Genomic DNA, 24,481 nt, shown 5'->3' on the forward strand with positions numbered 1-24,481 from the left:
AGCGTAAAGGGCTGTTTTCCGCGTGTATGAGCAGTTTTATGAGACTGCCGGAAATTTATTTGTGATTACTTTGCCGTACCATGGCGTGTATGACGACTTTAACGAAACCTCAGATTAAGCAGTTGCGCGGTATGGCGCATCAGCTCAGCCCGCTCTTACTGATTGGGAAGAACAATATTACTGATACTGTGTTATCGCAGACAGAGCAGTTGCTCGATGACCATGAACTGATTAAAGGGCAGCTGCAAGAAGGCTCCATGCTTACCGCAAAAGAAGCTGCAGCTGAGTTGGCGGAAAATACTGGCGCTGCCGTAGTACAGACTATTGGTCACCGTTTTGTGCTGTACCGCACTTCTCGTCGCAAGGATTACAAGAATCCTATTCGCTTAGTACGCGACTAAAACTGCGCGCAAAATCTCTAAAGCTTCAAACAAACGAGTCGATATTCGCCATTGAATATCGACTCGCGCTTTACTTTACAGTTTTCTTACAGTTATTTTATAACATTTTTACAGTTGACATGACTGCCGCACTTCTACAGTACACGGTGACGAATAACGCCGTGTTGAACCTTTATAGCCTTCAATGCGCTCAATCAAAAAGTTCACAGCATGTTCAGCGTAATCATCCACATGAGGATTAATGGTGGTGAGCGTTGGATTAGAATAATGAGCTTCGGGAACGTTATCGAAGCCAACTAATTCAACATCTTCTGGTGTGCGAATATTGTTCTTGGCAAGTTCGTGAATCATGCCGAAAGCAAGAGCGTCGTTGGCGCACACCATAACCTGCGGCATTTCGAGTTTGCCCTGCTCAACCGCGGCGAGCAAACCTTTTACGAGCTGAGCGCCGTTCTTATGATCCAAAAACTCACTGTGCAGCAGATGACGCGAGTCTAGCGCCTGTCCTGCTTTTTCGAGCGTATCGATGTACGCGCGCGAACGCACGTCTACCGTGCCGAACTCGGACGCTTTAATGCGCGCGATGTAATCGGCCTCGCTCTCGGAGTTCTTGCGAAGCGGGGCGCCCGCAAAAGCGATGCGTTTCTTTCCAGCGGCAAGCAAGCGCTCAACAACCTCGCACACACCCTCGTAGCTGAGCATGGTTACGCTATCGACCTTATCGAAAGCGTTAAAATCCGAGGCGAGCACAACCGGATACGTCTGCTGGAAAATAACCGAATCCTCTTTAACCGGCTGACCGGTGAAGAAAATCCAGCCATCTGCAGGTAGCTGATGCGTTTCGCCGACTATCGACTCAACATCCTGATTATGGTAGCCGTATGTGCTCGTGAGAACGCCATAGCCTCGCGAGCGCGCCGCCTGAATAATACTGTCGGTGAGGTACGGGTTAAACGGCTGCGAAAAATCGGCAATACCTAAGCCGATAAGTTTAGTGGCGCCGGTGCGCATACTGCGCGCGGCGAGGTTAACCTGGTAGCCCAGTTTGTTCATAACCTCGCGCACACGTTCGCGCGTTTCGGGACGCATATTGCCCGTGTTATTGAGCACGTTCGAGACAGTTTTAATGGAAACACCGGCTTCTTGAGCCACTTGGGTGATGGTAACTCTATTAGACATCGGAGAATCCCTCATTTTCTGGATGTGCTCAATGGCATGAGCCATTTGTGTTTAGTATATATTGAACTCTTTACCCCAGTCCTTAGGAAATGAGGGCATGCCATCAAGCTCACGCTCAGCAGCATGCCCTCGAATAGAGGAGAAAAGGGAAGAGAAGATTGTTTATGCCTTCACCGAACCGGCGGTTAAGCCGCCTACCCAGTAGCGTTGCAGGAAGAGGAAGGCGAGAATCATTGGCACAATGGATAGGAATGCACCCGATGTTACCAAATTCCAAACCTGTTCAGATGCTGCACCTGCTTGAGACTTTACCTGCCAATTCGTAAGACCCACGGTGATTGGGAAGAGCTTTTGACTGGTAAGCACTACCTGTGGCAGGAAGTAGTTGTTCCACGCGGCTACAACCGACAGGAGGAAAACGGTTGTTACAGCTGGACGCATGATTGGCAGCGAGACCTTAAAGAAGGTGTACATTTCGTTCGCACCATCCACGCGGGCTGCTTCAATCATTTCGTCTGGCAAGGATTCATGACAGTAGATGCGCATAAGGTATACACCCATCGGGTTGAGCATACTTGGAAGCAGAACTGCCCAAATGGTATCGGTCAGCTCGAATTTGCTCATAAGCAAGAAGGTTGGGATAACCAGAGCTGTCGATGGGATCATTAATGCACCGAGCACGATGTTAAAGAAGAGGTTCTTGCCACGGAAACGGTATTTTGCAAAACCGTACCCAGCGAAAACAGCAACTGCTGTGGCCAGGAAGCCCCCTACGAATGCGTAGAAGAAGGAATTTAAGATCCAACGCCAGTAGATACCGCCCTGGTAATTCGTGAGTGCAACAATATTGTCCCATAAGGCGAATTTCTTATCGAACCACAAGCTACCATGTGCACCGAAGAACAGACCAGAGTTTGTTTTCGTAGCCGCTACAAACAGCCACCAAACTGGAACAATAAAGTAGACGCATGCTACAACAAGCACGCCCACGGTAAAGGCACGAGGCTGCTTCTTAATTTTATGTACTGGAACCTGAGCCATCTTAGTCCCCCAATCCAGACTGTTTGCGAGTTAAGCGCATAAAGATCATGCTGAAGATAACAACGATAAATCCGAGCGCAAACGATACAGTTGCCGAGTAATTCGTTTGGTTGTAGTTAAAGGCCAATGCCTGTGCATACATATTCGGCGTATATTCTGGCTGAATAATTGTTGGCGCTTGATTACGCAAAACGTTTGGTTCCGTATAGAACTGCAAGGTACCAATCAGCGAGAAGATTGTAACCATAACCAGCGAGCCCGATACCATCGGTACTTTAATGCGCGTTGCAATCTTAAATTCGTTAGCGCCGTCGATACGGGCGGACTCGTACAAACTCGGAGAGATAGACTGCAATGCGGAATAAAGAATAACCATATAGTAGCCAGTCCACTGCCAAGTAACCACGTTAACCAAAGCACCGAAAATTCCTTGAGAACTCAAGATTTCTGGAGCAGGAAGACCAAACAGTTCGAAAATTGTGGTAAATGGCCCCATGTTCTTGGAATACATAAAGCCCCACATGAGCGCGCCGATAACGCCTGGAACTGCATACGGTAAGAAGATAACCAAACGGCTCACAGAAGCGAAACGGTTCTTTAACGAATCCATCAGCAAAGCAAAAGTCAATGCTAAACCGAGCTGAATCGGAACCATAACAATTGTGTAGATAATAACGCGGCCTAAACCGGTCAAGAAAATCTTATCGGTAAAAACGCGTTGATAATTTGCTAATCCCGAGAAGTGCTCACCGTGAACCTGCGTGTACGTAAACAGAGACACAATAAACGCGTAAACAAGCGGAATAACAAGGAAGAGTACGAAAATAATGAGGAACGGAGCGGTAAAGATCCAGCCCCACAAGCCTTGGCGACTCAAACTTTTAACTTGGGTATTTGTATTTTTCACCTTAATGTCCTCTCAAGCTTTCATTCGCCATTGAATGCGGTGAAGGAAAAGTAAGGAAATGTGGGGCGGATGGAGAGACCGCACGAGGCGAACCGCCCCACTCTATTGGAAAGGAACTATGCGAACGAGGTTTTACTTGGCGGTAAAGCCTTGCTGCTTAGCGTAGTCATTGAGAGATGTGGTCAGATCTGCAAGCCCCTTCTTTGCATCTTTGCCGTCGCGCACAATGCTGGTAAAGGCCTTGGTCTGTGCGTCATAAGCGTAGGTTTGGAATGGAAGGAAGTCTTCGCCCTTGTACGCTTGTGCTGTTGGAATAGTTACTTCATTAATCTTCTGGTTGCCGAAGAATGGATCTTCCAGATTCTTAAAGAAGTCGGATTTGAGCATCTTGTTCCATGCAGGGAACAGACCCGCTGTCGTTACGCCAATCTCCTGAGCTTTATCGGAGTCGAAGAGATCGTGTGCCACCTGTGCTGCTACCTTCGTGTTTGCAGCCTGGTCTGTTACTGCCCATGCAGAACCGCCCTGGTTTACAGCAGGAGTGGAGTCGTCCCATACAGGAGCCTTTGCCAAACGGAAGATACCCTGTTCAGAACCATCCAAGCCCTTCAAGTAACCGCCAAGCCAAGAAGCCTGAACATACAGAGCGTACTTACCCGACACCATGGAAGTGTTCCAATCTGTCGTGTTTGCGTCTGTAGTATCGACCAAACCTTCCTTAACAAGACCCTGCCAGAACTCCATAACGTCCTGAACACCCTCAGAGTTAAAGTCGATACCTACCTGATCTGCCTTTTCTGCAGAGTAGGTGTATGGCTTAGCACCTTTTTGTGCAAACAAAGCCATGTTCACAGCGGTACCGTTAGGGTTCCAGTCGGACAAGTAACCATCGAAGCCTGCAGCCTTTAAGTCGCGACCAACCTGAGCAAATTCTTTCCAGGTTGTTGGGATCTTGAGGTTGTACTTGTCGAATACTGGCTGGTTCACATACATAACGAATGGACCCAAATCCACAGGAATGCCGTAGACGGAGCTACCACCACCAACGGTTACGCCGTTCCACGCACCCTCGGTATATTCGCTCTTGTACTTATCCATGCCATACTTGCTCAAATCCACCAAATGCTTTTGTGCACCCGATACAAACTGAGGCATTGCTTCGTATTCGAGCTGAATAATGTCTGGGCCGCCCTTGCCCGCCTTAATAGCGTTCTGGAACTTTACATACTCTGGGCTACCCTGACCAGCATTGTTCCAGCAGACCTGCACATCGTCATGCGTTTCGTTGAAGTTATCGACAATCTGTTCGATGGCTGGGTACCATGCCCACACCGTAACTTTTTCTACGCCTTCCTTCTTTACCTTATTCTGGCAGCTCGCAGAATCGTTCTTGTGAGCATCAGTTCCTTCTTTTTGGGAACTGTTTGAAGCAGATGGGCTACATGCAGCCAAACCGATTGCCAAACTAGCGGCAGCAATACCGGCTAGAACCTTCTTCAATTGCATCGAGTACTCCTTTGTTCTCTTTGTCTTTGTCTTTCTCTTACTTCACTTCTTTTATTTCACTTCCACAGCCGTCCACGACACTGCTGGCAAAGTAAGAGTTACTCGCTCGCCCTGCTCGTCGAGTTGAGCGGAGGTGTTGCGAGATGGTGTTACGCGATTGTGATCGTCTGCAGTGTTGGCTGCATACATATCGTCGTCGTGCACCGTTGTTGCTTCTACAGTGCTGAACCCTGCGTGAGGCAACGAAATTTCTACGTCTGCAGCTTGGTCGAGCGAGCGGTTCGTCAGGAGGATAACGTGCGATCCGTCTTCGCGCTTTACTACCACAGAATTTACTGACTCTACTTCTCCGTACGCCTTTGCAGCGATTGGAGTAGATGATTGCTTTGGCTCCAAAACCGTTCCGCCCTTGGTGAGCTTGGCGGTTAAGGCGAATGGGTAGAAGGTCGTTTGACGCCATGCGTCGCCGCCTTTTTGAGTCATGATTGGAGCAATCACATTCACCAGCTGTGCTAAGCTGGCAGCCTTTACGCGGTCTGCGTTCTTGAGCAACGTGATCATAAGATCGCCGAAGACGACAGCATCCATCGCGTTGTACACATCTTCGAGCAGGTGTGGCGCAACCGGCCAATTTCCAATACCTTGAGGTACCTTGCTTGGCTCAGCACTCTGATACCACACGTTCCACTCGTCGAAGCTAATATATACGTCGTGATTACTGCGCTTCTTCGCCTTCACAGTATCGATAATGGCGCCCACTTCCTTAATAAAGCGATCCATATCGACGCCGGATGCCATGAAGCTTTGCAGATCGCCATCGTAATGAGCTGGCTCATAGTAGGCGTGGCACGACAGGAAGTTCACCAGATCGTAGGTGTGTTCGAGCACGGTTTCTTCCCACTGACCGAAGGTCGGCATATCGTGAGCTGCCGAACCGCACACCGCTAGCTGCAAGTCTGGATCGATTTGACGCAAACCGCGCGCAACATCAGCCGCTAGCACACCGTAATCTTCTGCCGACTTATGACCGAGCTGCCATGAGCCGTCCATTTCGTTGCCCAAGCACCAGAGGCGAATATCGAATGGCTCTTCGGCACCGTTTGCTTTGCGCTCATCTGATAGCTTGGTTCCGCCAGGAATATTGGCGTATTCCACGATGTCGAAAGCTTCTTGCAGACCGCGTGTACCAAGATTGATGGCTTCCATCAGCTCGTTTGGCTTGCCATCGACGGACACCTTCTTAAGCCATGCATCCATTTCGTGCAGACCAAACTCGTTCGTTTCGGTCGAATGCCATGCTGTATCGAGGCGACGCGGACGCTGCTCTACTGGACCGACGCCATCTTCCCAGCGATAGCCAGAGACGAAGTTTCCGCCCGGATAGCGGATCGTTGTGGCACCCAGTTCGCGTACCAGCTCGATAACATCTTGACGGAAGCCGTTTTCGTCCGCGCTTGGATGACCCGGCTCGTAAATTCCCTCGTATACGCAACGCCCGAGATGCTCTACGAAAGAGCCGAAGATGCGGTTTGGAACTTCGGAAAGTTCAAATTCGTCGTCTGCTACGATGCGCGCTGTTAATGCGGATGGATTGTCGGTGTGCGCCATGTGCTGCCTCCCGTTTAGATTTAACTCTTACTTACCGCTTCCCCATCGTTGGAGATTTAACCGTTTCGAGTAAATGGAACGTAAGTAAAAGTAAGTAATTTGAGCTAGTACAACCTTGTATTAATGATTTTTAGTATATCGTTTACCTAAATATTTGACTAGCGCGACACGCCGAGAGATTTATATGGCTCGGCTTGCGAAGGATTCGCCTCGCGCTACCTGTGGTGTAGCTAGGGTTTGCTGTTGCAGCTTTTATATCTGACCGCGCGCGTAAAACTTGCCACGAAAAACAGCGGTTTGTGAACGTTCACTTTGTGGCAGCTTTTGCACGTGACTTCTCGTGTGAAGTTGACCTCTTTAACTGTTACAGCTATAGACAGCGATACACGTTACAGCAGTCAGAACCCTCATACAGAGCCTGGTAAAAGCTTTACCGAGTACAGATAATCAACAGCTGTAAAAGCTAAAGCTCAAAACGTACCCCATCGCATGTGATCGAGCGCACAGGAACCCGAACTTGAGTTTCAAACAGAAGGACGCTGAGCTGATTCTTCCCCAAGAAAATTGAACCCTCTTCTTCTTTTCTCTTACACCTCGACGCTTGCAGCAGAATGCACGCCGAGGTTTTCTTTTTCTATGCATCTCCAGAGCAGTTAATTTTCTAAAACATCTAGAAGAGGTCGTAGTTCATGAGCAAAATTCGGGGTATGAACTTCCAAAAATTGCTCATATTCTTCCGGTGTTCTGGGCTTATTCCTGTATGTTTTAAGTCTTCGAAAACACGCCTGTGCGACTTTAGCACGATTAATATCTAAAACATCGAGGAGAAAATCATCAGGGGATTTTACACTCATCGGCAGGTTGCGCAAGGATTCTTCTGGGAAAACTTTCACGTTGAAGGTCACTAAGGTATGAGCTGGAGACATGTGCGCCGCAGCTAATACATGACGATCTCCTTCGTCACAGGTCATAGAATCAATTAACGTTTCGTAAGATGTAATAGTTGCATCTGGAAAGAAATTTTGCATATATTCTATACGTTTATCAATGTCCGCAGTAGGGTTATTAAGCTTAACAACTCTACGTAATTCATCTAGAACACCTTGAGACCAATACGGAACATATAATCTCTCCTCTGCCAAAGTGAGGAATAGATCACAATAAATTTCTCCATACAATGAACAAACATCAAAGAACACGCTAAAGGCATAGTAACCTACTTCCGAATTAACGGATTATCTAGCGATAATGACGGATCTTCGGTAGCCGCCAAACTATCCATGGCTTCATTGAATTCACGATGGCGCCTCTCTGCATATTCTTGCACATCCTTCAGCAGAATCCGACGGTGTCTACCAACTTTCTGATATGGGATATGCCCACCTTCAAGTAATTTCACAAGAGTTGGTCGACTCATGGATAACATATCAGCTGCTTCTTGTGTTGTGAGCTTCATTTCAAGTGGCGCAACAAAGATAGCCTTATTATTTGATAACTGTTGCGTAACCTGTAAAAGAACACGAGCAAGCTCTCCCGTAAGAGGTAATTCCTCATATCCAGGCAACTTCAAATACGCAATCGGAAAATCTTCCTGGGAAGCTATATCTTCAAATGCCTTCATAATGTTGACATTCTGAGCACGCTCTTTGTCGTCAGGATAATATGTTTCTGCTTGGCGCATACCTAGTGAAGGAGACATAATATAATCACCTTTCCCCTTACAATTCTATTCGAAATATTCGAAAAAATCTAGTAGAGATAAAAGCAAACTATTGTGCCGACTTCACAATGTGGACAGTCAGCACAATAACATCATTCCTTAGTACGAGCTAAGCACTCCCCTACAAAGCATCCTTCATGCTCTTCACGAACGCACCAATATGTGCCGGCGCTTCCGTGCCGTACTGTTCGATCAAGCGGATAATTGCCGAACCCACAATCGCACCATCCGAGATTGCGACCATATCATGCGTCTGCTGCGGAGTCGAAATTCCAAAGCCAACCGCACACGGAACGAACGTATTCTCGCGAATCGTTGCCACAAGAGAACTCACATCCGTGGTAATCTCCGCACGCTCCCCCGTCACTCCCAAACTGGAGACAACATAGATAAAGCCACGAGCCTCGCGTGCGATCATGGCGATGCGGTTAGCCGAGGTTGGTGCGATAAGCGAAATAAAATCAACGCCATGTTGCTCAAAAATCTCGCTAAATTCAGCTTTTTCCTCGAACGGAATATCTGGCAAAATAATGCCGTCAATCCCCACCTGTTCGCAACGAGCAGCAAACGCCTCAATGCCATAGGAAAAGACGACGTTGGCGTAGGTCATAAACACGAGAGGAATAGACACCTCTTCGCGCAAGGACAGCACGAAATCGAAAATCGTATCGGTGGTTATTCCCCCAGCGAGCGCGCGAATATTCGCGCCCTGAATCACCGGACCTTCCGCAGTCGGATCGGAGAATGGAATACCCAACTCGATAATGTCCGCTCCGGCCGCGACCATCTCCAGCACCGCACGGCGCGTAGTCTCTAAATCTGGATCTCCGCACGTAATGAACGGAATAAATACTTTCCCACTACCAAAACCACGCGAAACTCCAGCAACTCCCCTACTCATGAATATCCTCCCCACAATAACGCGCAATCGCTGCGCAATCCTTGTCGCCGCGACCGGAAATGGTCACCACAATAATCTTGTCTGAGCTCAATGTTGGCGCCAATTTCTGCGCATAAGCCACCGCGTGCGCCGACTCAATTGCCGGAATAATGCCCTCGGTGCGAGCCAGGTATTCGAAAGCGTTCACTGCCTCGTCATCGGTTATCGGCACGTACTGGGCGCGACCAATATCGTGCAAATACGCGTGTTCTGGCCCGACGCCTGGATAATCCAAACCAGCAGAAATCGAGTAGACCGGCGCAATCTGCCCGAACTTATCCTGGCAGAAGTACGACTTCATACCGTGGAAAATACCGAGCGAGCCGGTGGTAATCGTTGCTGCGGTTTCGAAAGTATCGGCGCCGCGCCCGGCAGCCTCGCAACCAATCAGCTGTACCTGCTCATCCTCAATAAAGTTGTTGAAGGAACCAATCGCGTTCGAACCGCCACCCACACAGGCAATCACAGCGTCCGGCAAGCGCCCCTCTTTCGCAAGCATCTGCTCTTTAATTTCCTTGGAAATAACCGCTTGGAAATCGCGCACAATCGTCGGGAACGGGTGCGGGCCCATAACCGAGCCGAGGCAGTAATGCGTGTCATCAATGCGCTTGGTCCATTCGCGCATCGCCTCCGACACCGCGTCCTTAAGCGTAGCAGTTCCCGAGGTTACCGGCACCACCTCAGCGCCGAGCAAGCGCATACGATACACGTTCAGCGCCTGACGCTCGGTATCCTCTTTGCCCATAAAAACAACGCACTCCATACCCATCAGCGCGGCTGCGGTCGCAGTAGCCACGCCGTGCTGACCAGCACCAGTCTCAGCAATCAAGCGGGTTTTGCCCATTTTCTTGGCCAGCAGCGCCTGACCGAGCACATTGTTAATCTTGTGCGCGCCGGTATGGTTAAGATCCTCGCGCTTCAGATAGATTTTCGCACCGCCAAGATCCTCACTCATTTTGCGCGCGTAGTACAGGCGCGACGGGCGGCCGCCGTACTCCTCGAGCAGTTCGGCCAGTTCCGCGTTAAACTGCGGATCGTTCTTGTAATGGTTGTAGGCTTCGTCTAGCTCAATCACTGCGTTCATGAGCGTTTCGGGAATATATTGCCCGCCGTGTACGCCGAAGCGACCGTGTGTGTTCGTCATGCGTTTTCTCCTCGAACTGCTGCCATAAAAGCAGCTGCTTTCTTAAAATCTTTAAAACCGTCGGTTTCGATGCCGGAGCTTACGTCCACCGCGAAAGGATGGAGCTGATTGATGGCTTCTGCCACGTTATGCGCATCCAGTCCGCCCGCAAGAAAATACGGACGTTTGATTGCCTCGCGAAGCAGCGACCAGTCGAACGTGATGCCACTGCCTGCGCCCGCGTCGAGCAGCACATGCTCGGCAGCGCTGTTATTAGCCGCCTGTACGTCTGCTGCAGACCGCACTCTAAACGCTTTGATGGAGCGCTTGCTTGGCACGTTCTCTTCTGCACCGTGATACTGCGCCAGATCGATGATGCCCTCGTTTAGCGCTCGCTGCACGTTCTCCTCTGACTCGTTGACGAATACGCCCACTGCCTCAATGCCTGGCGCGAGAGCAGAGCGCAAACGAGCGGCCTGCTCGAACGTTACGTAGCGGCGCGATGTTGGCGCGAAAACAAAACCCACATAATCAGGTGTGAGCTCGTTGACCATCTCAATGTCTTCTAAGCGGCGCAATCCGCACAGTTTTACGCGCGTTCTCATGCACCTTCTCCGCGAAGAGCTGCCAGCGCAGCTTTTTTATCGTCCGCGCGCATCAAGATTTCTCCCACGAGTACAGCGTCTGCACCCATGTCGCGCACAGCCTGCACATCGTCAAGTCCACTCACGCCGCTTTCCGACACGAACAGAACGTCTGACGGAATCAGCGCGCGCAAGCGAGCGCTGTTCGCGGTATCCACGGAAAAATCTTTGAGATTGCGATTGTTTACGCCAATTACGCGCGCGCCGGCACGCACAGCCGTCCGCACCTCGTCTTCGTCATGCGCTTCGACGAGCGCGGTTAAACCGAGCGTATTGCATACATCGATATAGTCGCGAATTTGCTGTTCGCTCAAAATCGCACAGATAAGCAAAACTGCGGACGCGCCGAGCAGTTTAGCCTCATAAATCATGTAGGCGTCGACCGTAAAATCTTTGCGAATGCAGGGCGTGCTCACGACCGCTGTAATCTCGCGCAAATACTGGTCAGAGCCGAGGAACCATTTCGGTTCGGTGAGCACAGAAATGCAGTCCGCACCGGCCGCCTCGTAGTCGCGGGCAATGCTCAGATAATCGAAGTCTGGGGCGATAAGCCCTTTGGACGGCGAGGCTTTTTTGCACTCACAAATAAAACTGATTCCCGGCTTTGCCAGCGCTTTTTCGAAGGCAAAATCGCCGCGAGGCAGAGCGAGAGCTTCAGCTTTTACCTGCTCGTAGGGACGCTGCTGTGTGGCTTGTTCTACGCGTTCGCGCGCATGAGCGGCGAGTTCGTCGAGAATTGTTGCAGTCATTTTTACTCCTTGCCCTCGTTGCTCAGCGCTACGGCTTTGTTGAGGGTGTCGAGCGCGCTGCCGTTGGAAATTAAGGTGCGAGCCTGATCGATACCGTCGGCAATACTGTCGGCTTTGTCGTTAATGTAAAGCGCAGCACCTGCGTTGAGCAGAACAACGTCGAGCTTTGGTCCGGTCAGTTCGCCGGCCAGGATTGCGCGCGTAATCTGCGCGTTCTCCTGTGGCGTTCCGCCTTCCACATCTTCTTTCGAGCAGCGAACCAACCCAAAATCTTCCGGCGCTATGGTATACGAGGTAAATTCGCCGTCCTTAATTTCGCACACCGCAGTTGGAGCGCTCAGCGAAATTTCGTCCATCTTATCTTTGCCATACACCACTAGGCCGCGGCGCACGCCCAGCTGCGAGAGCACGCGTGCCAATGGTTCTACGAGATACTCGTCGTACACGCCCAGCAGCTGGTAGCTCGGACGAGCAGGATTGGTGAGCGGTCCCAAAATATTAAAGACTGTGCGAATGCCGAGCTCTTTGCGGATTGGTCCAACGAAGCGCATCGCACTGTGATACTTCTGTGCGAAGAAGAAGCAGAAGCCTGCGTCTGTGAGCAGACGAATGCACTGGTCAGGCGTGAGGTCGATGTTAAAACCGAGGGCTTCCAAACAGTCGGCCGTGCCACTCTTCGACGAAGCAGCACGGTTGCCATGCTTGCCCACTTTTACGCCGGCAGCTGCGGCAATAATGGCTGCGGTGGTGGAAATGTTAAAGGTGTGAGCCCCATCGCCGCCCGTTCCCACGAGGTCGAACACCTCTAAACCGTTGTCTGTAGCAGGAACTGGGGTGGCGTGTTCGCGCATGGCCTGCGCACAGCCGGCAATTTCGTCCGTGGTTTCGGCGCGCGCACTCTTGGTAGACAGCGCCGCCAAAAAAGCTGCGTTTTGGGTTGGGGTGGTTTCGCCGTTCATAATTTCGTTCATAACGGCGTAGGCTTCGTCGTAATTGAGGTCTTGTTTATTGACGATTTTCTTAATTGCTTCGCTAATCATTTTTTGTCCTTATAATGCTAAAAAGTTGCGGATCATCTTCTCACCGTTCGGGGTGAGGATGGATTCAGGATGGAATTGCACGCCGTAAATCGGATAGCGCGTATGTTCGACGGCCATCACTTCCCCGGTTGCGGTTGCACCGGTTACGCGCAACTCATCTGGCAAAGTCGAAGCGTCTGCCACCAACGAATGGTAGCGAGCAACAGACCCGACCTGTGGGCAATCGCGGAAAAGCACGCTGTTCGTGTCGAAAGTTACATCGGACTGTTTGCCGTGCATAAGCAAATCCGCGTATGTAACGGTTGCACCGTAGGCCGCACAGATTGCTTGTTCCCCCAAGCACACGCCGAGCGTTGGGATTTCGGTGCTCACGGTTCGCGCCACGTCCATGGTGATGCCCGCGTCTTCTGGTCGCCCCGGGCCAGGCCCCAGCACAATATGCGAAGGCGCCAGCGCGCGCACATCCTCGACGCTTAACTCGTTATTGCGCACCACGCGAATATCAGGATTAATCGCGCCAATCATTTGGTAGAGGTTGTAGGAAAAACTGTCGAAGTTGTCGATTAATAAAATCATCACTCGTCCTCCTGCGCATCCTCGAGTTCTTGCGCCAGTTCGAGCGCCTTCATCGACGCTTTCGCCTTGTTAATGCACTCCTGATACTCCTTCTCAGGATCGGAATCGGCCACAATGCCCGCGCCCGAACGCACGAAAACTGTGCCGTTCTTCTTGTAGGCGAGGCGAATAGCAATGCACATATCCGCATTACCGGTAAAGTCGATGTAGCCGATAGCGCCACCGTAAATGCCGCGCTTATCGTTTTCCAGTTCGCTAATAAGCTGACACGCTCTAATTTTCGGCGCCCCCGAGAGCGTTCCTGCTGGCAGAACTGCTTCGATAACGTCGAAAGCATCCTTGTCATCGCGAATCTCGCCGCGCACAGTAGACCCGATGTGCATAACGTGCGAGAAACGTTCGATGCTGTGCAGTTTCGCAACCTCAACTGTTCCGAAACGGCTCACTTTGCCTAAATCGTTACGTCCCAGATCGACGAGCATATTGTGCTCAGCCAGTTCCTTCGTATCGGCTAACAGCTCGGTTTCTAAGGCCTTATCTTGGGCAGGCGTTGCACCGCGTGGACGAGTTCCTGCCAGAGGGAAGGTAGTGAGTTCACCGTTATGCAGCTTAACCAGCGTTTCCGGCGAGGCACCCGCAACCTCTACATCCGTTCCCGAGAAATAGAACATGTATGGCGATGGGTTCACGGTGCGCAGTACGCGATAGGTGTTAAACAGACTGCCTTCGAACGGCGCCGAGAGGCGATTCGATAGCACGATTTGGAAAATATCGCCCTCGTGAATATGATGTTTCGCTGCGGTAATCATGGCCGCGAAACGCTCTTTATCGAACAGCGGTGTTACCGGTCCGGTCAGCGCACTGTGCGGTTCTGTAAACTTGTCGCCGCGCTTAAGCAGGCGGATCATATCTGATAGTTCTGCGCGCGCCTGCGCATAGTTCTCAGCTAAGTTTTCGCCCGGCTTTACGCTCATGTTGGCAATCAGAATGATTTTTTGCTGAACATGATCGAAAGCGATAACTTTATCGAACAACATGAGATCGGCGTCTTTAAAGCTTTCCGTATCGTTCACCGCGCGCTTGGCAGTCGGCTCGCTGTAGGTAAAGTAGTCGAAAGAGAAATAGCCAACTAAACCGCCGGTAAAAGGCGCAACGTCTACGCGCGGACTAGCATAATCGCGCATAACTGCGCGCAAATAATCCGAAGGGTTTGCAGTTTCTATCGGCTCGGCGTGAAGCGAATCAAAAATCTGACCATCGGCAACGCTAATGCTGCGCACCGGATCGTATCCCAAGAAACTGTAGCGCCCCCACTGTTCGTCCGCCTGCGCGGACTCGAGCAGATAACAGTGACGCGATACGTTTTTGAGAATGCGCACGGCTTCTACAGGGGTTATAAAATCGGACAAAATCTGAGCGCTCACCGGCACAATCGTGTACGAGCCGGTGGCGGCGAGCTCTTCTACCTGAGCTAAAGAGGGTTGTGTTTTCACTGAATTCCTTTGCGTGTGCGAAAAATGGTATGCAGAACGCAAGGAAATACACGTATCCCTAGGTGTAAAAAAGAATGCTGCGTTCTGACACTACGAAAGAGTGTCAGACCTTCAAGTCGGAACGAAGTCGAAAGAGAGCGCGACAGAGCTGAGCGCGAAACGCGGCTGAGAGCTCTGAGCGGTCATAATGGTCTTCCTTTGAACTGTTATTGGCAACCGTAGCGAGAAAAAGCTCAACTCGTGAGCTATCTTCCAGTATGTGAGACTTTGAGCGCGGACAGTACGCTTTTTACGAGCACAAGCAGCAGGAAGAAATTAAACACCCACAGGTTGATTGTTGGCGTGAGAAAAGCGACCAGACGCACACCGGCGGGCGTGACGAGCATGGCCACGACGCCGATAATTCCGGCGGCTTTGAGGTCAACGAGGTTCGCTTTAAGGTTGCTGATAGTGCCGCTGATTGCACCGGGCATCATGGCCAGCAGGGAGGTTCCGCGCGATACCAGATCACTGGCGCCGAACACGACGCTCATGCCGGGAACGAGCACCGCGCCGCCGCCTACGCCGAGCAGAGCGGACAGAACACCCGAGATGATACCGAGCAACACCATGCCTGTACCGGTGAGCCAGGTGACAGTGACGTGTGAGATGCGCGACGGGCTTTCGAAGAATTGACTAATAACGATGCCAATGAGGAACATGACGAAGGCCCAGCGCAAGAATTTCTCGGAGAGTTTTTGCAACAGTTTCGAGCCGACCCATGCGCCGGTGATGGTGCCGATAATAACCAGTGCACCCATCGACCAATTTACGTGACCGCCGAATGCGTAGGAGATGATTCCACCCAAACTTGCCAATGGCATGGCTGCGAGCGATGTAGCCGATGCTTGGCGCTGCGTAAGGCCATAGAGCAGCAAGCCAGGAACCATAACCGTTCCACCGCCCACGCCGAAAAGGCCGGAGAAAATGCCGACTGCTATCCCGATGGCGAGGAGCAGAAGGATGGAGCGCGTGGTGTTCGTCGTGGTTTTCGTCATGCTTGCCATGGTAGGGCGAGCGGCGAACAGGTCTCATATGGCGGTGGGGTAAACACCGCCACGACGCTATTTACCCCACCACTCGCAGAAGAAAACTAACTCAAGCCTTCTCATTCAATCGCGAATGCCTATACGAATACGCGAAATAAATGGTAATGCCGGCGACCAGCCACACGAGGAAGCGAATCCACGTGAGTACAGACAGGTAGAGCATAACCACGAAGCACACTGCCGCAACGATGAGCGGTAACCATGGGCTACCTGGAGCCTTAAAGGCACGCTCTAAGTCTGGACGCTTCTTGCGCATAATTGGCACACCTACGCATACGAGCACGAAGGCGCTCAGCGTACCGATGTTCACCATGTCAGCCAGAACGCCAATATCCATAGTGGAGGCAATCAGGGCAACAACAATACTGGAAACGATCTGCAAGGTTGCAGGAACGCCACGCTTATTGGTGTGCGAAATGCCTTCTGGCAGAAGCTTGTCGCGGCTCATAGCGAAAACGACACGGGTCAAGCCCAGCAGCAGAACCATAACTACAGTGGTCAAGCCAACGAGAATACCAAAGGAAATAATCTGAGCGGCCCAGTCAGCACCCACAAGCTCGAAGGCGGTAGCCAGCGAAGGGCTCTTCATTTGGGCGAGCTTATCGTAGGAAACCATGCCCGAGGTAACGAGCGTAACCATCACATACAGGAAGATAACAATGCCCAAACCGATGGTAATGCCGAGCGGAACCGTGCGCTTTGGCTCTTTAGCTTCCTCAGCAGCGGTGGCGATAATATCGAAACCGATAAACGCGAAGAAGACGAGAGCCGCGCCCGAGAGAACGCCACCGAAACCATACATGGTATCTGGCAAACCGAGAGCTTTCTGCAGCAGAGGCTGCTCAAGCGAGGTGAGCACGGACGAGCCGGAACCGGTCACCGTTCCTACGGACTGCTGAGGAGGCACGAACGGCGTGAGGTTGCCAACTTTAAAGTAGAAGAAGCCGGCCACAATAATAAAGAGGACAACGCCTACCTTCACCACGGTAAGAACAGCGTCGAAATCGCTGGAAATCTTCGTGCCCATAAGAAGCAGAACGGTAAAGAAGGCGACGATAACCATTGGTGCGAAGTCAATGGTAAAGTGCTCGGATACGTGCCACTGCGTTTCCACAGGGAAGCCAATAAGGCGGAAGAATTCGCGGAAATAGAGGCCCCAGTATTTGGAAATAACCGAGGCAGCCATAAGCAGTTCGAGAATAAGATCCCAACCGATAATCCACGCGATAAATTCACCCAAAGTGGTGTAGGTAAAGGTATACGCCGAGCCAGCAGCCGGAACCATCGATGCGAACTCCGCGTAGCAGAACGCCACACCCACGCAGGCAAGACCTGCGATAAGGAAGCTCACAATAGCTGCCGGACCCGCATGGAACGCGATAACCTGCGCCCCCACCGAGAAAATACCTGCGCCCACGGATACAGCCACAGCCATCATAGCCATATCCCAGACACCTAAGTTACGTTTGAGGGAATGACCCTCTGCATGAGTTTGTGCCAGCGCAGACTCGATTGATTTAGTTCTAAAAAGTTTCACATGGATACTGTACCGTGTTCCCTCGCGTTTGTAGAGAGAAAGAGGGCGAAACAGGGCTGATTATTTTACCTAGTGGGACAGTATTGCTAGGTGAGACAAAAACGACCACTAGGTGGAACGCGCAGCGGCATTTAAAGCTCTACAATTGAGGAGAGATTCGTTTTGAAGTAGCGAGCAGCAAGCAGCGGAGAGAAACAGAGAGAAACATGGACGCACAAGACACACAAGACAAAGAATCGCAGCGCCTCGAAAAGTTCCTCCGCGCCCGCGAGCGCGCACGCGATGCGTATTTATCTGAGGAAGAGATGCTCGCAGAGATTATGAGACAAATTGAAGACATTAGAGAGAATGAGGAGGGGAAGTAGTAGAGTTCTAAGGATTTTATTAATTACGCAGAACGTTTTAGACGTCTTTTAAGAGAACTCATCCCCAGCTTTCTCTCAGTTCTTCTTAGAGTGTTACCCAGCTTCGAGCGGTTATATATAAACCAACGCAAGGAAGAACCGCACAGGAACCCGATGCTATCAAGCGAACGGACGCTGAGCTGGTCCTCCCCCAAGAAAACTGAATCCCTTCTTCTCTCTTTCTCTCTTACGGTAGTGGTCACCTCAGGCAACTGAAGTGACCACTACTGATTTACTGATTTATTTCTTAAATTCCACAGGATCTATGTATCCTTTCCACACATCTAGGGGAAACAGTTCTGCACAAAATTCCATCCACTCATTCACAAGATTCATAGAATCATCAGCTAGCCAACGCAATTGCAATCCGTCCATCGCGCTCATCGCTAGAGACCATAGTTCATAAAAACGTTCTCTATCAGAGGCATACGGCTCCGGCAGCATCCAATTAATCTCAGAAACAATGCTCCAGAAACGTCTGTGACGATTAATGAAGTAATCATGTGCAGGATGCTGAGGGTCTAAAGATTCTGCATACAAAATAGTAAACAGCTTCACCAGCATAGTTCGCCCGCAGTTTGCCAAAACAATATTCAAAGTAAAACGCGGAAAATAGTAATGCTCTCCTCCGTCTGTATCGCATGCGAGCGCGTTACTGTAGTTAAAATCATCCATTGCTTGGGAATCGTAAATCTTTTCAATAACTAAGCGAAGTAAATCATCTTTACTTTCCACATAGTGGTAAATTAATGCTTCAGTAATGTTCAAATCTTTAGCAATATCGCGTAACGACATACCCCAAAACCCTTTTTGCGCAATTATTCTTGCTGCAGATTGAGCTATTTGTTCGCGTCTTTCTTCGGCAGTCATTCGTTTTTTATACGTCGCTTCGCTCAACACAAGTTTTCGCGCCTGACTTTCTCCATCAAAGCTCACAACGCCTGATTGATGAAACTGTTCCCACGGTTCAAAATACATTGCTTCCTCTTCACTTGCCCCTATGGAGAAGCCCTAGCTCTTTGTACTCTATAAAACTTAGTGTACCGAGAACCAGGGCTTTGAGGAGGCAATCAGTCAAGTTATATCGCGTTCGCGCACACAATCTCGCTATAGCGCACCGCGGAATCCTTCCAAACACGCTCCTGAGTATCGTAATCGACGCGCACAATACCGAAACGCTTGGTGTATCCGAAAGCCCATTCGAAATTATCGAGCAGAGACCATGCGAAATAACCAGCTACCGGAGCGCCCGCCTCGATAGCATCGGCAACCGCGTTGAGGTGCGCGTTCAGATAGGCAACGCGTTGCGGATCGTGAACAACCTTCTTGCCCTCGTCCTCGCTCACCTCGTCGTCCCACGCAGAACCGTTTTCCGTTATAAACAGCGGCAGACTTGGGAAACGCTCTGCAAGTTCCGTAAGCATCACAGTAAGCGCTTGAGGCTCTTGATTCCAGCCCATAGCAGTTAGTTCGCCTTCAGGAGGTAGACCGTGCACATGTTCTTGTGCTGGCACAGGATTACCAATTTGAGACTCAGCCTGCTCACTGCCCTGAACGTGAGTACTTGAGTAATAGTTAATACCTAAGTTTTGCAATGGCTGATGAATGATTTCCATATCGCCCGGCAGCACATAATCCCAGTTAGTAATATGCTTGGTTGCCTCGAAAATCTCTGGATCGTACTTACCCTCAAGCATTGGTCCGAGCCATACCTCGTTAGACATAAGATCAGCGCGACGCTTAGCAGCTTTATCTTCAGCAGAATCAGTTTCCGCCACGTTTGCAGCCAAGTTAAGCGTTACGGATACATCGATATCGTAGCCCAAAATCTCGCGCAACGTAGTTACTGCTAAACCGTGTGCGAGGTTTAAGTGGTGAACCGCACGCAGAGCCTTATGATAATCAACAACGCCTGGCGCGTGCACACCGTTACCGTAGCCGAGGTAGGCTGCGCACCATGGCTCGTTTAAGGTAATCCAAGAATCAACTTTCTTACCGAAAGCGCGTGCCACAGCAGCCACATATTCAGCGAACTTATATGCGGTCTCGCGGTTCGCCCATCCGCCGCGGTCTTCCAAATACTGTGGCAAATCCCAGTGGTAAAGCGTAACGAAAGCCTTAATTCCTGCAACGTGAAGCGCATCGATCAAACCTTCATAATACGCGATGCCTTCTGGATTAACTTCGCCATTAATGTCTGGAATAACGCGCGACCAGGAGATGGAGAAACGGTAAGCTCTCACGCCCAGCTGCTTCATAATCTCAATATCTTCCGGGTAGCGGTGGTACTGATCGCAAGCCATCGAGCCGTCGGACTTATCGATAACAGCGCCCTCGCGAAGGCACAGCGTATCCCAAATGGATGGCGTGCGACCGCCCTCAGCAGCAGCACCTTCTACCTGAAACGACGCGGTTGCGGTGCCCCACACGAAGTCTTGTGGAAATGAACGTGACATGAATATTCTCCTTTGAAATGAGTCCGTTACTAGTGTAACTTAATCGGTTCACTACAACGTGATCGTGTTGAAAATTATCGAAATTTAGCCCTTCACAGCGCCAGCCATAATACCCGATACGAGCTGCTTGGCCGCAATGAAGAAGAGGACCAACAGTGGAATCGTAGTAAGGAGCACACCCGACATAACAATCGTGTAATCGGTAAAGTATGCGCCCTTCAACGCTGCAGCTGCGGTGGTGAGCATCGAGTTCTTGTTTGGCCCCAGCACCAGCATTGGCCAGAAGTAGTTCGTCCAGCTGCCAATAAAGGTGAACAGGAAGAGCATTGCTGCAGCTGGTCGAGCAGCCGGCAAACCAACAGAAATGAAGGTGCGGAACATCGAACAACCATCTATACGGGCAGCTTCAATCAGTTCGTATGGCAGAGCATCGGTTAAGTATTGCGTCATCCAGAACACGCCAAAGGCGCTGACCAAGCTTGGAATAATAATGGCCCACAGGCTTCCATACAACCCTGCTTTGTTCACCATAATGTAGAGCGGAACAACGGAAAGCTGAGATGGAATGGTCATTGTTGCCACAACCAGTGTGAGCAATACTTTGCGTCCACGGAAACGCAGCTTTGCGAAGGAATAGCCGGCCAAAGTGCTAAAGAATACTGTGGATACAGACACAATTGTTGCCACGAAAAGCGTTCCCAAGAATGCCTGACCAAACTTAATCTCCGCAAAAGCGCGTGCCATATTGCGTCCCAGAGAGCCAGCAAAAATGAGTGCTTTTACACCGTACTGATTGCTTGGCGTATCCTGAGAAGCAATAGAAACCGCGTAGTAGAGCGGGAAGATGAACAGAAGAATCGTAACGATAAGAACCGCATACGAGCCCCATCCTGGCTTGCGACCCTCGGACGTCATTCCCAATGCTTTACTGCGTTTGCGTGCAGCAGTTGCGGCAACGCCTTTGCCGTAGAGCTGTTCCATTGCAGGAACGCCCATATCTGTTTTGTTGCTTTCGTTAGTTACATCAAAATTTTTACGTGCCATGTTTCTCACCTCGCCTCTAGTTACACGCTTTGTTCTCGCCGGCCGAGCGTGCTTCCACGCCCGTCTTTTTAGCCTTCATAAAGTCTGCATGACGTTGTGCTTCGATTGCTGCCAATGCCTTTCGATTGGATTTCTTTCCTCCCTGCCCAGCGTTCTGAGTGAGGAAGTAGTTAAGCAAAGCGAAGGTGACGATAATAAGGAAAAGAAGCCATGCGACGGCTGCAGCCCTACCCAAGTTTGGCTGCCCCGGCGTAACTTGTACGAAGCCGAGCTTGTACAAGAAGATACTGACCGTGAGGTACTGATCGTTAGCACCACCGCCAACGCCACCACCATTATGGAAGAGCTGCGGTTCATCGAAGATTTGCAGACCACCAATGGTGGAGGTGATAATAACGAAGAGCAGTGTTGGGCGAAGCATTGGCAAGGTAACCGAACGATATGTACGCCAAGCGCTCGCCCCATCAACTACTGCAGCTTCCAAAACATCACGAGGAATTGCCTGCATTGCCGCTAACAGAATTAAGGTGTTATATCCAATCCATCGCCAGTTCACAATAGTTGCAATGGCAAGCTGAGACCAAAATGTGCTTGAGTGCCAAGCTATAGGCTGCAAACCTATGCTTTGTAGCACAACATTAATAGCACCCATTTTATCGGAGAACAACTGAGAGAAGATAATACCTGCTGCGGATGGAGCAACCACATATGGCAAAAGAACACCTACACGACAGAATGTTTTAGCCTTCAAATTGGCATCCAGAATCCACGCTAACCACAGTGCAATAATGATTTGCGGAACCGAGCTAAGTAAGAAGATGGTGAATGAGTTTCGTACTGCATGGTAGAAGCTACGCTGATGCAATACCCACATAAAGTTTCCATACCAACTAGCTTCTGTGCTACCACACGTAGAACCACAAACTGCAAGACCTCCATCTCCAGTGAGGGTGTTATATGCTCTGGTCGAAATAACTAGAGTGTAGAACATTGGGAATAAACCAATGACTGCAAAGAGAATAAAGAATGGCGCTACATACAAATATGGCGAGGCTTTCCACTCAAGCTTTTGCATAAAGCTGCGGAAAGCGGACGACCTATGCGACTTCGACGCTGAACCTGGCATAATTACTCCTCCCAATTATCCTTCTCGTCTTACTCTGAACCTGTGCTCTGGTACACAAATCGGGCGACGGTTGCATAATCGCCGCCCGAAATATGTAGAAAGCGCTACTTAGTGAGCGAATACCCGTATTAAAGATGATGAGGACGAGCACGCTCAATTTTGAGAGTTAAGACAGTGCTTTCACATCCTGTACGAATTGCTTCCATGACTGCTCTGGCGACTGTTCCTTATTAACATCTACACGAGTAATAGCGTCTTGGAATTTTGCATCGATGTCAAAGTGCTGACCACCAATATATGGATCGACTGTAATTGCCTTTGCTCGGTTAGCAAAAATTTGACCAGTAGGAGCATCATTTAAGAAGGAATCCGTCTTGCTAGTAACTTTCTCATCTGCAAGAGCTGTTGGAGAGCTTGGGAAGTTTGATGCTGCGGTAAATACCGATACTTGCTGCTTTGCATTAGTAAGCCATGCAACGAGCTTTGCTGCTTCTTCCTTAACAGGTGAAGATTCTGGAATTACCAAATAGGAACCACCCTCATTAACACCACCGCCAGGTGTTACATCTGCAATATCCCAACCCTTAAAATCTTCGCCTGCATTTCCCTTAATATTATTCACAATCCATGCTGGGCAAATCATGGTTGCGAAACCTTTATCCGACTTGAACTGAGCATTCCAGTCATCTGACCACTGGTTTAAATGCGCAGACTGATCTGTAGTAGCAGTCAAATCCATAAACTGCTTTTTCAAAGCATCGTCTGTCGCAATAACAGTTCCATCTTCCTTCACGTACGTTTCTTTATTTTGCGTACGCATTGCAGCCCATGTGCCCCCCATGGAGTCATACCAAGGAAGACCTGTTTTATCCGTATATTCCTTACCAACTTGGAAGTACTGATCCCATGTTGCGGAATCACCGCCAAGAAGCTTTGCTACCTCTGCACGGTCACTTGGTAAGCCAGCCTTTTCAAAGAGATCACGACGATAGCATACAGCAGAAGGACCAATATCATTAGAAGCACCAATCATCTTGCCATCGGAAGTCTTCCCTGCTTCAACCTTCCAATCAAGCCAATCATTATCCTTGAGGTACTTTGTCTGATCCATAAATTTATCTGGCATAGAAGTAATAGATGGCATCCAGTTAATATCTACAGCATAAACATCGTATGCATTCGAACCAGAGGAAATCGCTGTGTTAAAAGCAGAACGCGCATCGTCTGAAGTTGCAGCTACAATTTCCTCAACTTTTACATTAGGATTGAGTTTCTCATATTGCGCCCATAAATCTGCTCCAGGACGCTCATTAGTTGGCTTGCCATAGCCAAAGTTATTGAAGGTTTGAATTTTAATAATTGTTTTGCCGTCGGCGGTTTTTGATGCACTAGCAGAAGATGAATTACCACAAGCTGCTAGACTAGCGAGCATTGCAATTGAGCTTATAGCTGCAACTACAACCCCCCCCCCGCTTAATCTGATTCAATACCATAACTATCTCCTTCTCAACACTGCGAGATCTTCCTCACATATGTTCATCTAACATAAATGCTTCATCACATTTATTTCACTCCATGCATGGAGTTACACCTTCAGAATATCGAGTACGTGATTGCTACTGTGCAATTTCGCCGCCTTCTTCTCTGAAGACAAATTCAGTGTATCGCACATTTTTAATGTTCACCATGGCGTGTTGAATATGTTACAAATAAGAAGTAATGTAATTATATAGCATTCACATCTTTAAGAAACGCATATTTTCCCAGCGTTCTTTCAACTAATTTCAGTATGTTGCCCAGCTTCATGCGGTTATATTGAAGTATCGCAAGGAAGACTACCCAGCAAGTTCTTCCCCCAAGAAAACTAAATCCTCTTCTTCTCTTTCTCTCTTCTTATAA

General features: G+C 49.8%; 23 protein-coding genes. 2 read left to right on the top strand and 21 right to left on the bottom strand.

The features are described from left to right. The first annotated feature begins 89 nt into the window (after window positions 1-89). A complete protein-coding gene (locus G464_RS0103180; protein WP_022856701.1) occupies window positions 90-401 on the top strand; it encodes a YhbY family RNA-binding protein in 312 nt (103 codons plus the stop codon). Between the two features lie 108 nt (window positions 402-509). Here the strand turns inward: G464_RS0103180 and G464_RS0103185 are convergent, their stop codons facing one another. From G464_RS0103185 to G464_RS0103260, 16 genes are all read right to left on the bottom strand, one after another. Beyond that, entirely contained in the window at window positions 510-1,580 is a 1,071-nt protein-coding gene (locus G464_RS0103185; protein ID WP_026472567.1) for a LacI family DNA-binding transcriptional regulator, read from the bottom strand. A gap of 162 nt (window positions 1,581-1,742) precedes the next feature. Beyond that, window positions 1,743-2,621 carry a carbohydrate ABC transporter permease gene (locus G464_RS0103190; protein ID WP_022856703.1) on the bottom strand — a complete coding sequence of 293 codons (879 nt, stop codon included), beginning with the start codon at window positions 2,619-2,621 and terminating at the stop codon, window positions 1,743-1,745. 1 nt (window position 2,622) lies between these two features. Continuing rightward, window positions 2,623-3,528, bottom strand: coding sequence for a carbohydrate ABC transporter permease (locus G464_RS0103195; RefSeq protein WP_022856704.1), 906 nt, complete (start codon window positions 3,526-3,528; stop codon window positions 2,623-2,625). 132 nt (window positions 3,529-3,660) lie between these two features. Continuing rightward, window positions 3,661-5,034, bottom strand: coding sequence for an ABC transporter substrate-binding protein (locus tag G464_RS0103200; RefSeq protein WP_022856705.1), 1,374 nt, complete (start codon window positions 5,032-5,034; stop codon window positions 3,661-3,663). A gap of 51 nt (window positions 5,035-5,085) precedes the next feature. Then, window positions 5,086-6,642, bottom strand: coding sequence for an arabinosylfuranosidase ArfA (gene arfA, locus G464_RS0103205; protein WP_022856706.1), 1,557 nt, complete (start codon window positions 6,640-6,642; stop codon window positions 5,086-5,088). Window positions 6,643-7,295: 653 nt separating this feature from the next. Beyond that, on the bottom strand, window positions 7,296-7,841 hold the full coding sequence (locus G464_RS0103210; RefSeq protein WP_039777509.1) for a PIN domain-containing protein: 546 nt from the start codon (window positions 7,839-7,841) through the stop codon (window positions 7,296-7,298). A gap of 17 nt (window positions 7,842-7,858) precedes the next feature. After that, complete coding sequence (locus G464_RS0103215) at window positions 7,859-8,341, bottom strand: helix-turn-helix domain-containing protein (RefSeq protein ID WP_022856708.1); 483 nt, start codon at window positions 8,339-8,341, stop codon at window positions 7,859-7,861. Between the two features lie 142 nt (window positions 8,342-8,483). Beyond that, window positions 8,484-9,263, bottom strand: coding sequence for a tryptophan synthase subunit alpha (gene trpA / locus G464_RS0103220; protein ID WP_022856709.1), 780 nt, complete (start codon window positions 9,261-9,263; stop codon window positions 8,484-8,486). Continuing rightward, on the bottom strand, window positions 9,256-10,446 hold the full coding sequence (trpB, locus tag G464_RS0103225; protein ID WP_026472570.1) for a tryptophan synthase subunit beta: 1,191 nt from the start codon (window positions 10,444-10,446) through the stop codon (window positions 9,256-9,258). Before trpB ends, trpA begins: the two co-directional genes overlap by 8 nt. Further along, window positions 10,443-11,030 carry a phosphoribosylanthranilate isomerase gene (locus tag G464_RS0103230; protein WP_026472571.1) on the bottom strand — a complete coding sequence of 196 codons (588 nt, stop codon included), beginning with the start codon at window positions 11,028-11,030 and terminating at the stop codon, window positions 10,443-10,445. The genes trpB and G464_RS0103230 overlap by 4 nt, the downstream gene beginning before the upstream one ends. Next, complete coding sequence (trpC, locus tag G464_RS0103235; RefSeq protein ID WP_022856710.1) at window positions 11,027-11,818, bottom strand: indole-3-glycerol phosphate synthase TrpC; 792 nt, start codon at window positions 11,816-11,818, stop codon at window positions 11,027-11,029. Before trpC ends, G464_RS0103230 begins: the two co-directional genes overlap by 4 nt. 2 nt (window positions 11,819-11,820) lie before the next feature. After that, window positions 11,821-12,858 (bottom strand): anthranilate phosphoribosyltransferase, encoded by a 1,038-nt coding sequence (trpD, locus tag G464_RS0103240; protein WP_022856711.1) that lies wholly within the window; start codon window positions 12,856-12,858, stop codon window positions 11,821-11,823. A gap of 9 nt (window positions 12,859-12,867) precedes the next feature. After that, window positions 12,868-13,434 carry an anthranilate synthase component II gene (locus tag G464_RS0103245; protein WP_022856712.1) on the bottom strand — a complete coding sequence of 189 codons (567 nt, stop codon included), beginning with the start codon at window positions 13,432-13,434 and terminating at the stop codon, window positions 12,868-12,870. Then, complete coding sequence (gene trpE, locus G464_RS0103250; protein WP_022856713.1) at window positions 13,434-14,927, bottom strand: anthranilate synthase component I; 1,494 nt, start codon at window positions 14,925-14,927, stop codon at window positions 13,434-13,436. Before trpE ends, G464_RS0103245 begins: the two co-directional genes overlap by 1 nt. A 245-nt stretch (window positions 14,928-15,172) precedes the next feature. After that, window positions 15,173-15,964 carry a sulfite exporter TauE/SafE family protein gene (locus G464_RS0103255; RefSeq protein WP_026472572.1) on the bottom strand — a complete coding sequence of 264 codons (792 nt, stop codon included), beginning with the start codon at window positions 15,962-15,964 and terminating at the stop codon, window positions 15,173-15,175. Window positions 15,965-16,064: 100 nt separating this feature from the next. After that, window positions 16,065-17,552, bottom strand: a complete 1,488-nt coding sequence (locus G464_RS0103260) for an APC family permease (RefSeq protein WP_026472573.1) — start codon at window positions 17,550-17,552, stop codon at window positions 16,065-16,067. 206 nt (window positions 17,553-17,758) lie between these two features. On the opposite strand from G464_RS0103260, the gene G464_RS10040 reads away from it, so the two are divergent. Next, window positions 17,759-17,917, top strand: coding sequence for a hypothetical protein (locus G464_RS10040; protein WP_022856716.1), 159 nt, complete (start codon window positions 17,759-17,761; stop codon window positions 17,915-17,917). A gap of 279 nt (window positions 17,918-18,196) precedes the next feature. On the opposite strand, the gene G464_RS08695 is transcribed toward G464_RS10040, so the two are convergent. The 5 genes from G464_RS08695 to G464_RS0103290 all read right to left on the bottom strand — a co-directional run bounded on the left by G464_RS08695 (window position 18,197) and on the right by G464_RS0103290 (window position 24,014). Continuing rightward, window positions 18,197-18,934: a TetR/AcrR family transcriptional regulator gene (locus G464_RS08695; RefSeq protein ID WP_022856717.1), complete on the bottom strand. Its 738-nt coding sequence runs from the start codon at window positions 18,932-18,934 to the stop codon at window positions 18,197-18,199. Window positions 18,935-19,035: 101 nt separating this feature from the next. Next, window positions 19,036-20,412: a GH1 family beta-glucosidase gene (locus G464_RS0103275; RefSeq protein ID WP_022856718.1), complete on the bottom strand. Its 1,377-nt coding sequence runs from the start codon at window positions 20,410-20,412 to the stop codon at window positions 19,036-19,038. Between the two features lie 84 nt (window positions 20,413-20,496). Next, window positions 20,497-21,456: a carbohydrate ABC transporter permease gene (locus G464_RS08700; RefSeq protein WP_022856719.1), complete on the bottom strand. Its 960-nt coding sequence runs from the start codon at window positions 21,454-21,456 to the stop codon at window positions 20,497-20,499. Window positions 21,457-21,472: 16 nt separating this feature from the next. Next, window positions 21,473-22,582, bottom strand: a complete 1,110-nt coding sequence (locus G464_RS0103285; protein WP_022856720.1) for a carbohydrate ABC transporter permease — start codon at window positions 22,580-22,582, stop codon at window positions 21,473-21,475. Between the two features lie 166 nt (window positions 22,583-22,748). Next, window positions 22,749-24,014 (bottom strand): ABC transporter substrate-binding protein, encoded by a 1,266-nt coding sequence (locus tag G464_RS0103290; RefSeq protein ID WP_022856721.1) that lies wholly within the window; start codon window positions 24,012-24,014, stop codon window positions 22,749-22,751. Window positions 24,015-24,481 lie beyond the last annotated feature (467 nt).

The organism is Alloscardovia omnicolens DSM 21503 (genome assembly GCF_000420505.1).
Lineage (GTDB): Bacteria > Actinomycetota > Actinomycetes > Actinomycetales > Bifidobacteriaceae > Alloscardovia > Alloscardovia omnicolens.

What these genes read in the sequence shown, in the direction of transcription:
- G464_RS0103285 (WP_022856720.1), bottom strand. Translation starts at nt 22,582, where the DNA reads ATGCCAGGTTCAGCGTCGAAGTCGCATAGGTCGTCCGCTTTCCGCAGC.
- G464_RS10040 (WP_022856716.1), top strand. Translation starts at nt 17,759, where the DNA reads ATGGACGCACAAGACACACAAGACAAAGAATCGCAGCGCCTCGAAAAG.
- trpC (WP_022856710.1), bottom strand. Translation starts at nt 11,818, where the DNA reads ATGACTGCAACAATTCTCGACGAACTCGCCGCTCATGCGCGCGAACGC.
- G464_RS08700 (WP_022856719.1), bottom strand. Translation starts at nt 21,456, where the DNA reads ATGGCACGTAAAAATTTTGATGTAACTAACGAAAGCAACAAAACAGAT.
- G464_RS0103185 (WP_026472567.1), bottom strand. Translation starts at nt 1,580, where the DNA reads ATGTCTAATAGAGTTACCATCACCCAAGTGGCTCAAGAAGCCGGTGTT.
- G464_RS0103215 (WP_022856708.1), bottom strand. Translation starts at nt 8,341, where the DNA reads ATGTCTCCTTCACTAGGTATGCGCCAAGCAGAAACATATTATCCTGAC.
- G464_RS0103230 (WP_026472571.1), bottom strand. Translation starts at nt 11,030, where the DNA reads ATGAGAACGCGCGTAAAACTGTGCGGATTGCGCCGCTTAGAAGACATT.
- G464_RS08695 (WP_022856717.1), bottom strand. Translation starts at nt 18,934, where the DNA reads ATGTATTTTGAACCGTGGGAACAGTTTCATCAATCAGGCGTTGTGAGC.
- G464_RS0103290 (WP_022856721.1), bottom strand. Translation starts at nt 24,014, where the DNA reads ATGCTCGCTAGTCTAGCAGCTTGTGGTAATTCATCTTCTGCTAGTGCA.
- G464_RS0103200 (WP_022856705.1), bottom strand. Translation starts at nt 5,034, where the DNA reads ATGCAATTGAAGAAGGTTCTAGCCGGTATTGCTGCCGCTAGTTTGGCA.
- G464_RS0103180 (WP_022856701.1), top strand. Translation starts at nt 90, where the DNA reads ATGACGACTTTAACGAAACCTCAGATTAAGCAGTTGCGCGGTATGGCG.
- trpD (WP_022856711.1), bottom strand. Translation starts at nt 12,858, where the DNA reads ATGATTAGCGAAGCAATTAAGAAAATCGTCAATAAACAAGACCTCAAT.
- G464_RS0103245 (WP_022856712.1), bottom strand. Translation starts at nt 13,434, where the DNA reads ATGATTTTATTAATCGACAACTTCGACAGTTTTTCCTACAACCTCTAC.
- G464_RS0103255 (WP_026472572.1), bottom strand. Translation starts at nt 15,964, where the DNA reads ATGACGAAAACCACGACGAACACCACGCGCTCCATCCTTCTGCTCCTC.
- G464_RS0103190 (WP_022856703.1), bottom strand. Translation starts at nt 2,621, where the DNA reads ATGGCTCAGGTTCCAGTACATAAAATTAAGAAGCAGCCTCGTGCCTTT.
- arfA (WP_022856706.1), bottom strand. Translation starts at nt 6,642, where the DNA reads ATGGCGCACACCGACAATCCATCCGCATTAACAGCGCGCATCGTAGCA.
- trpA (WP_022856709.1), bottom strand. Translation starts at nt 9,263, where the DNA reads ATGAGTAGGGGAGTTGCTGGAGTTTCGCGTGGTTTTGGTAGTGGGAAA.
- trpB (WP_026472570.1), bottom strand. Translation starts at nt 10,446, where the DNA reads ATGACGAACACACACGGTCGCTTCGGCGTACACGGCGGGCAATATATT.
- G464_RS0103275 (WP_022856718.1), bottom strand. Translation starts at nt 20,412, where the DNA reads ATGTCACGTTCATTTCCACAAGACTTCGTGTGGGGCACCGCAACCGCG.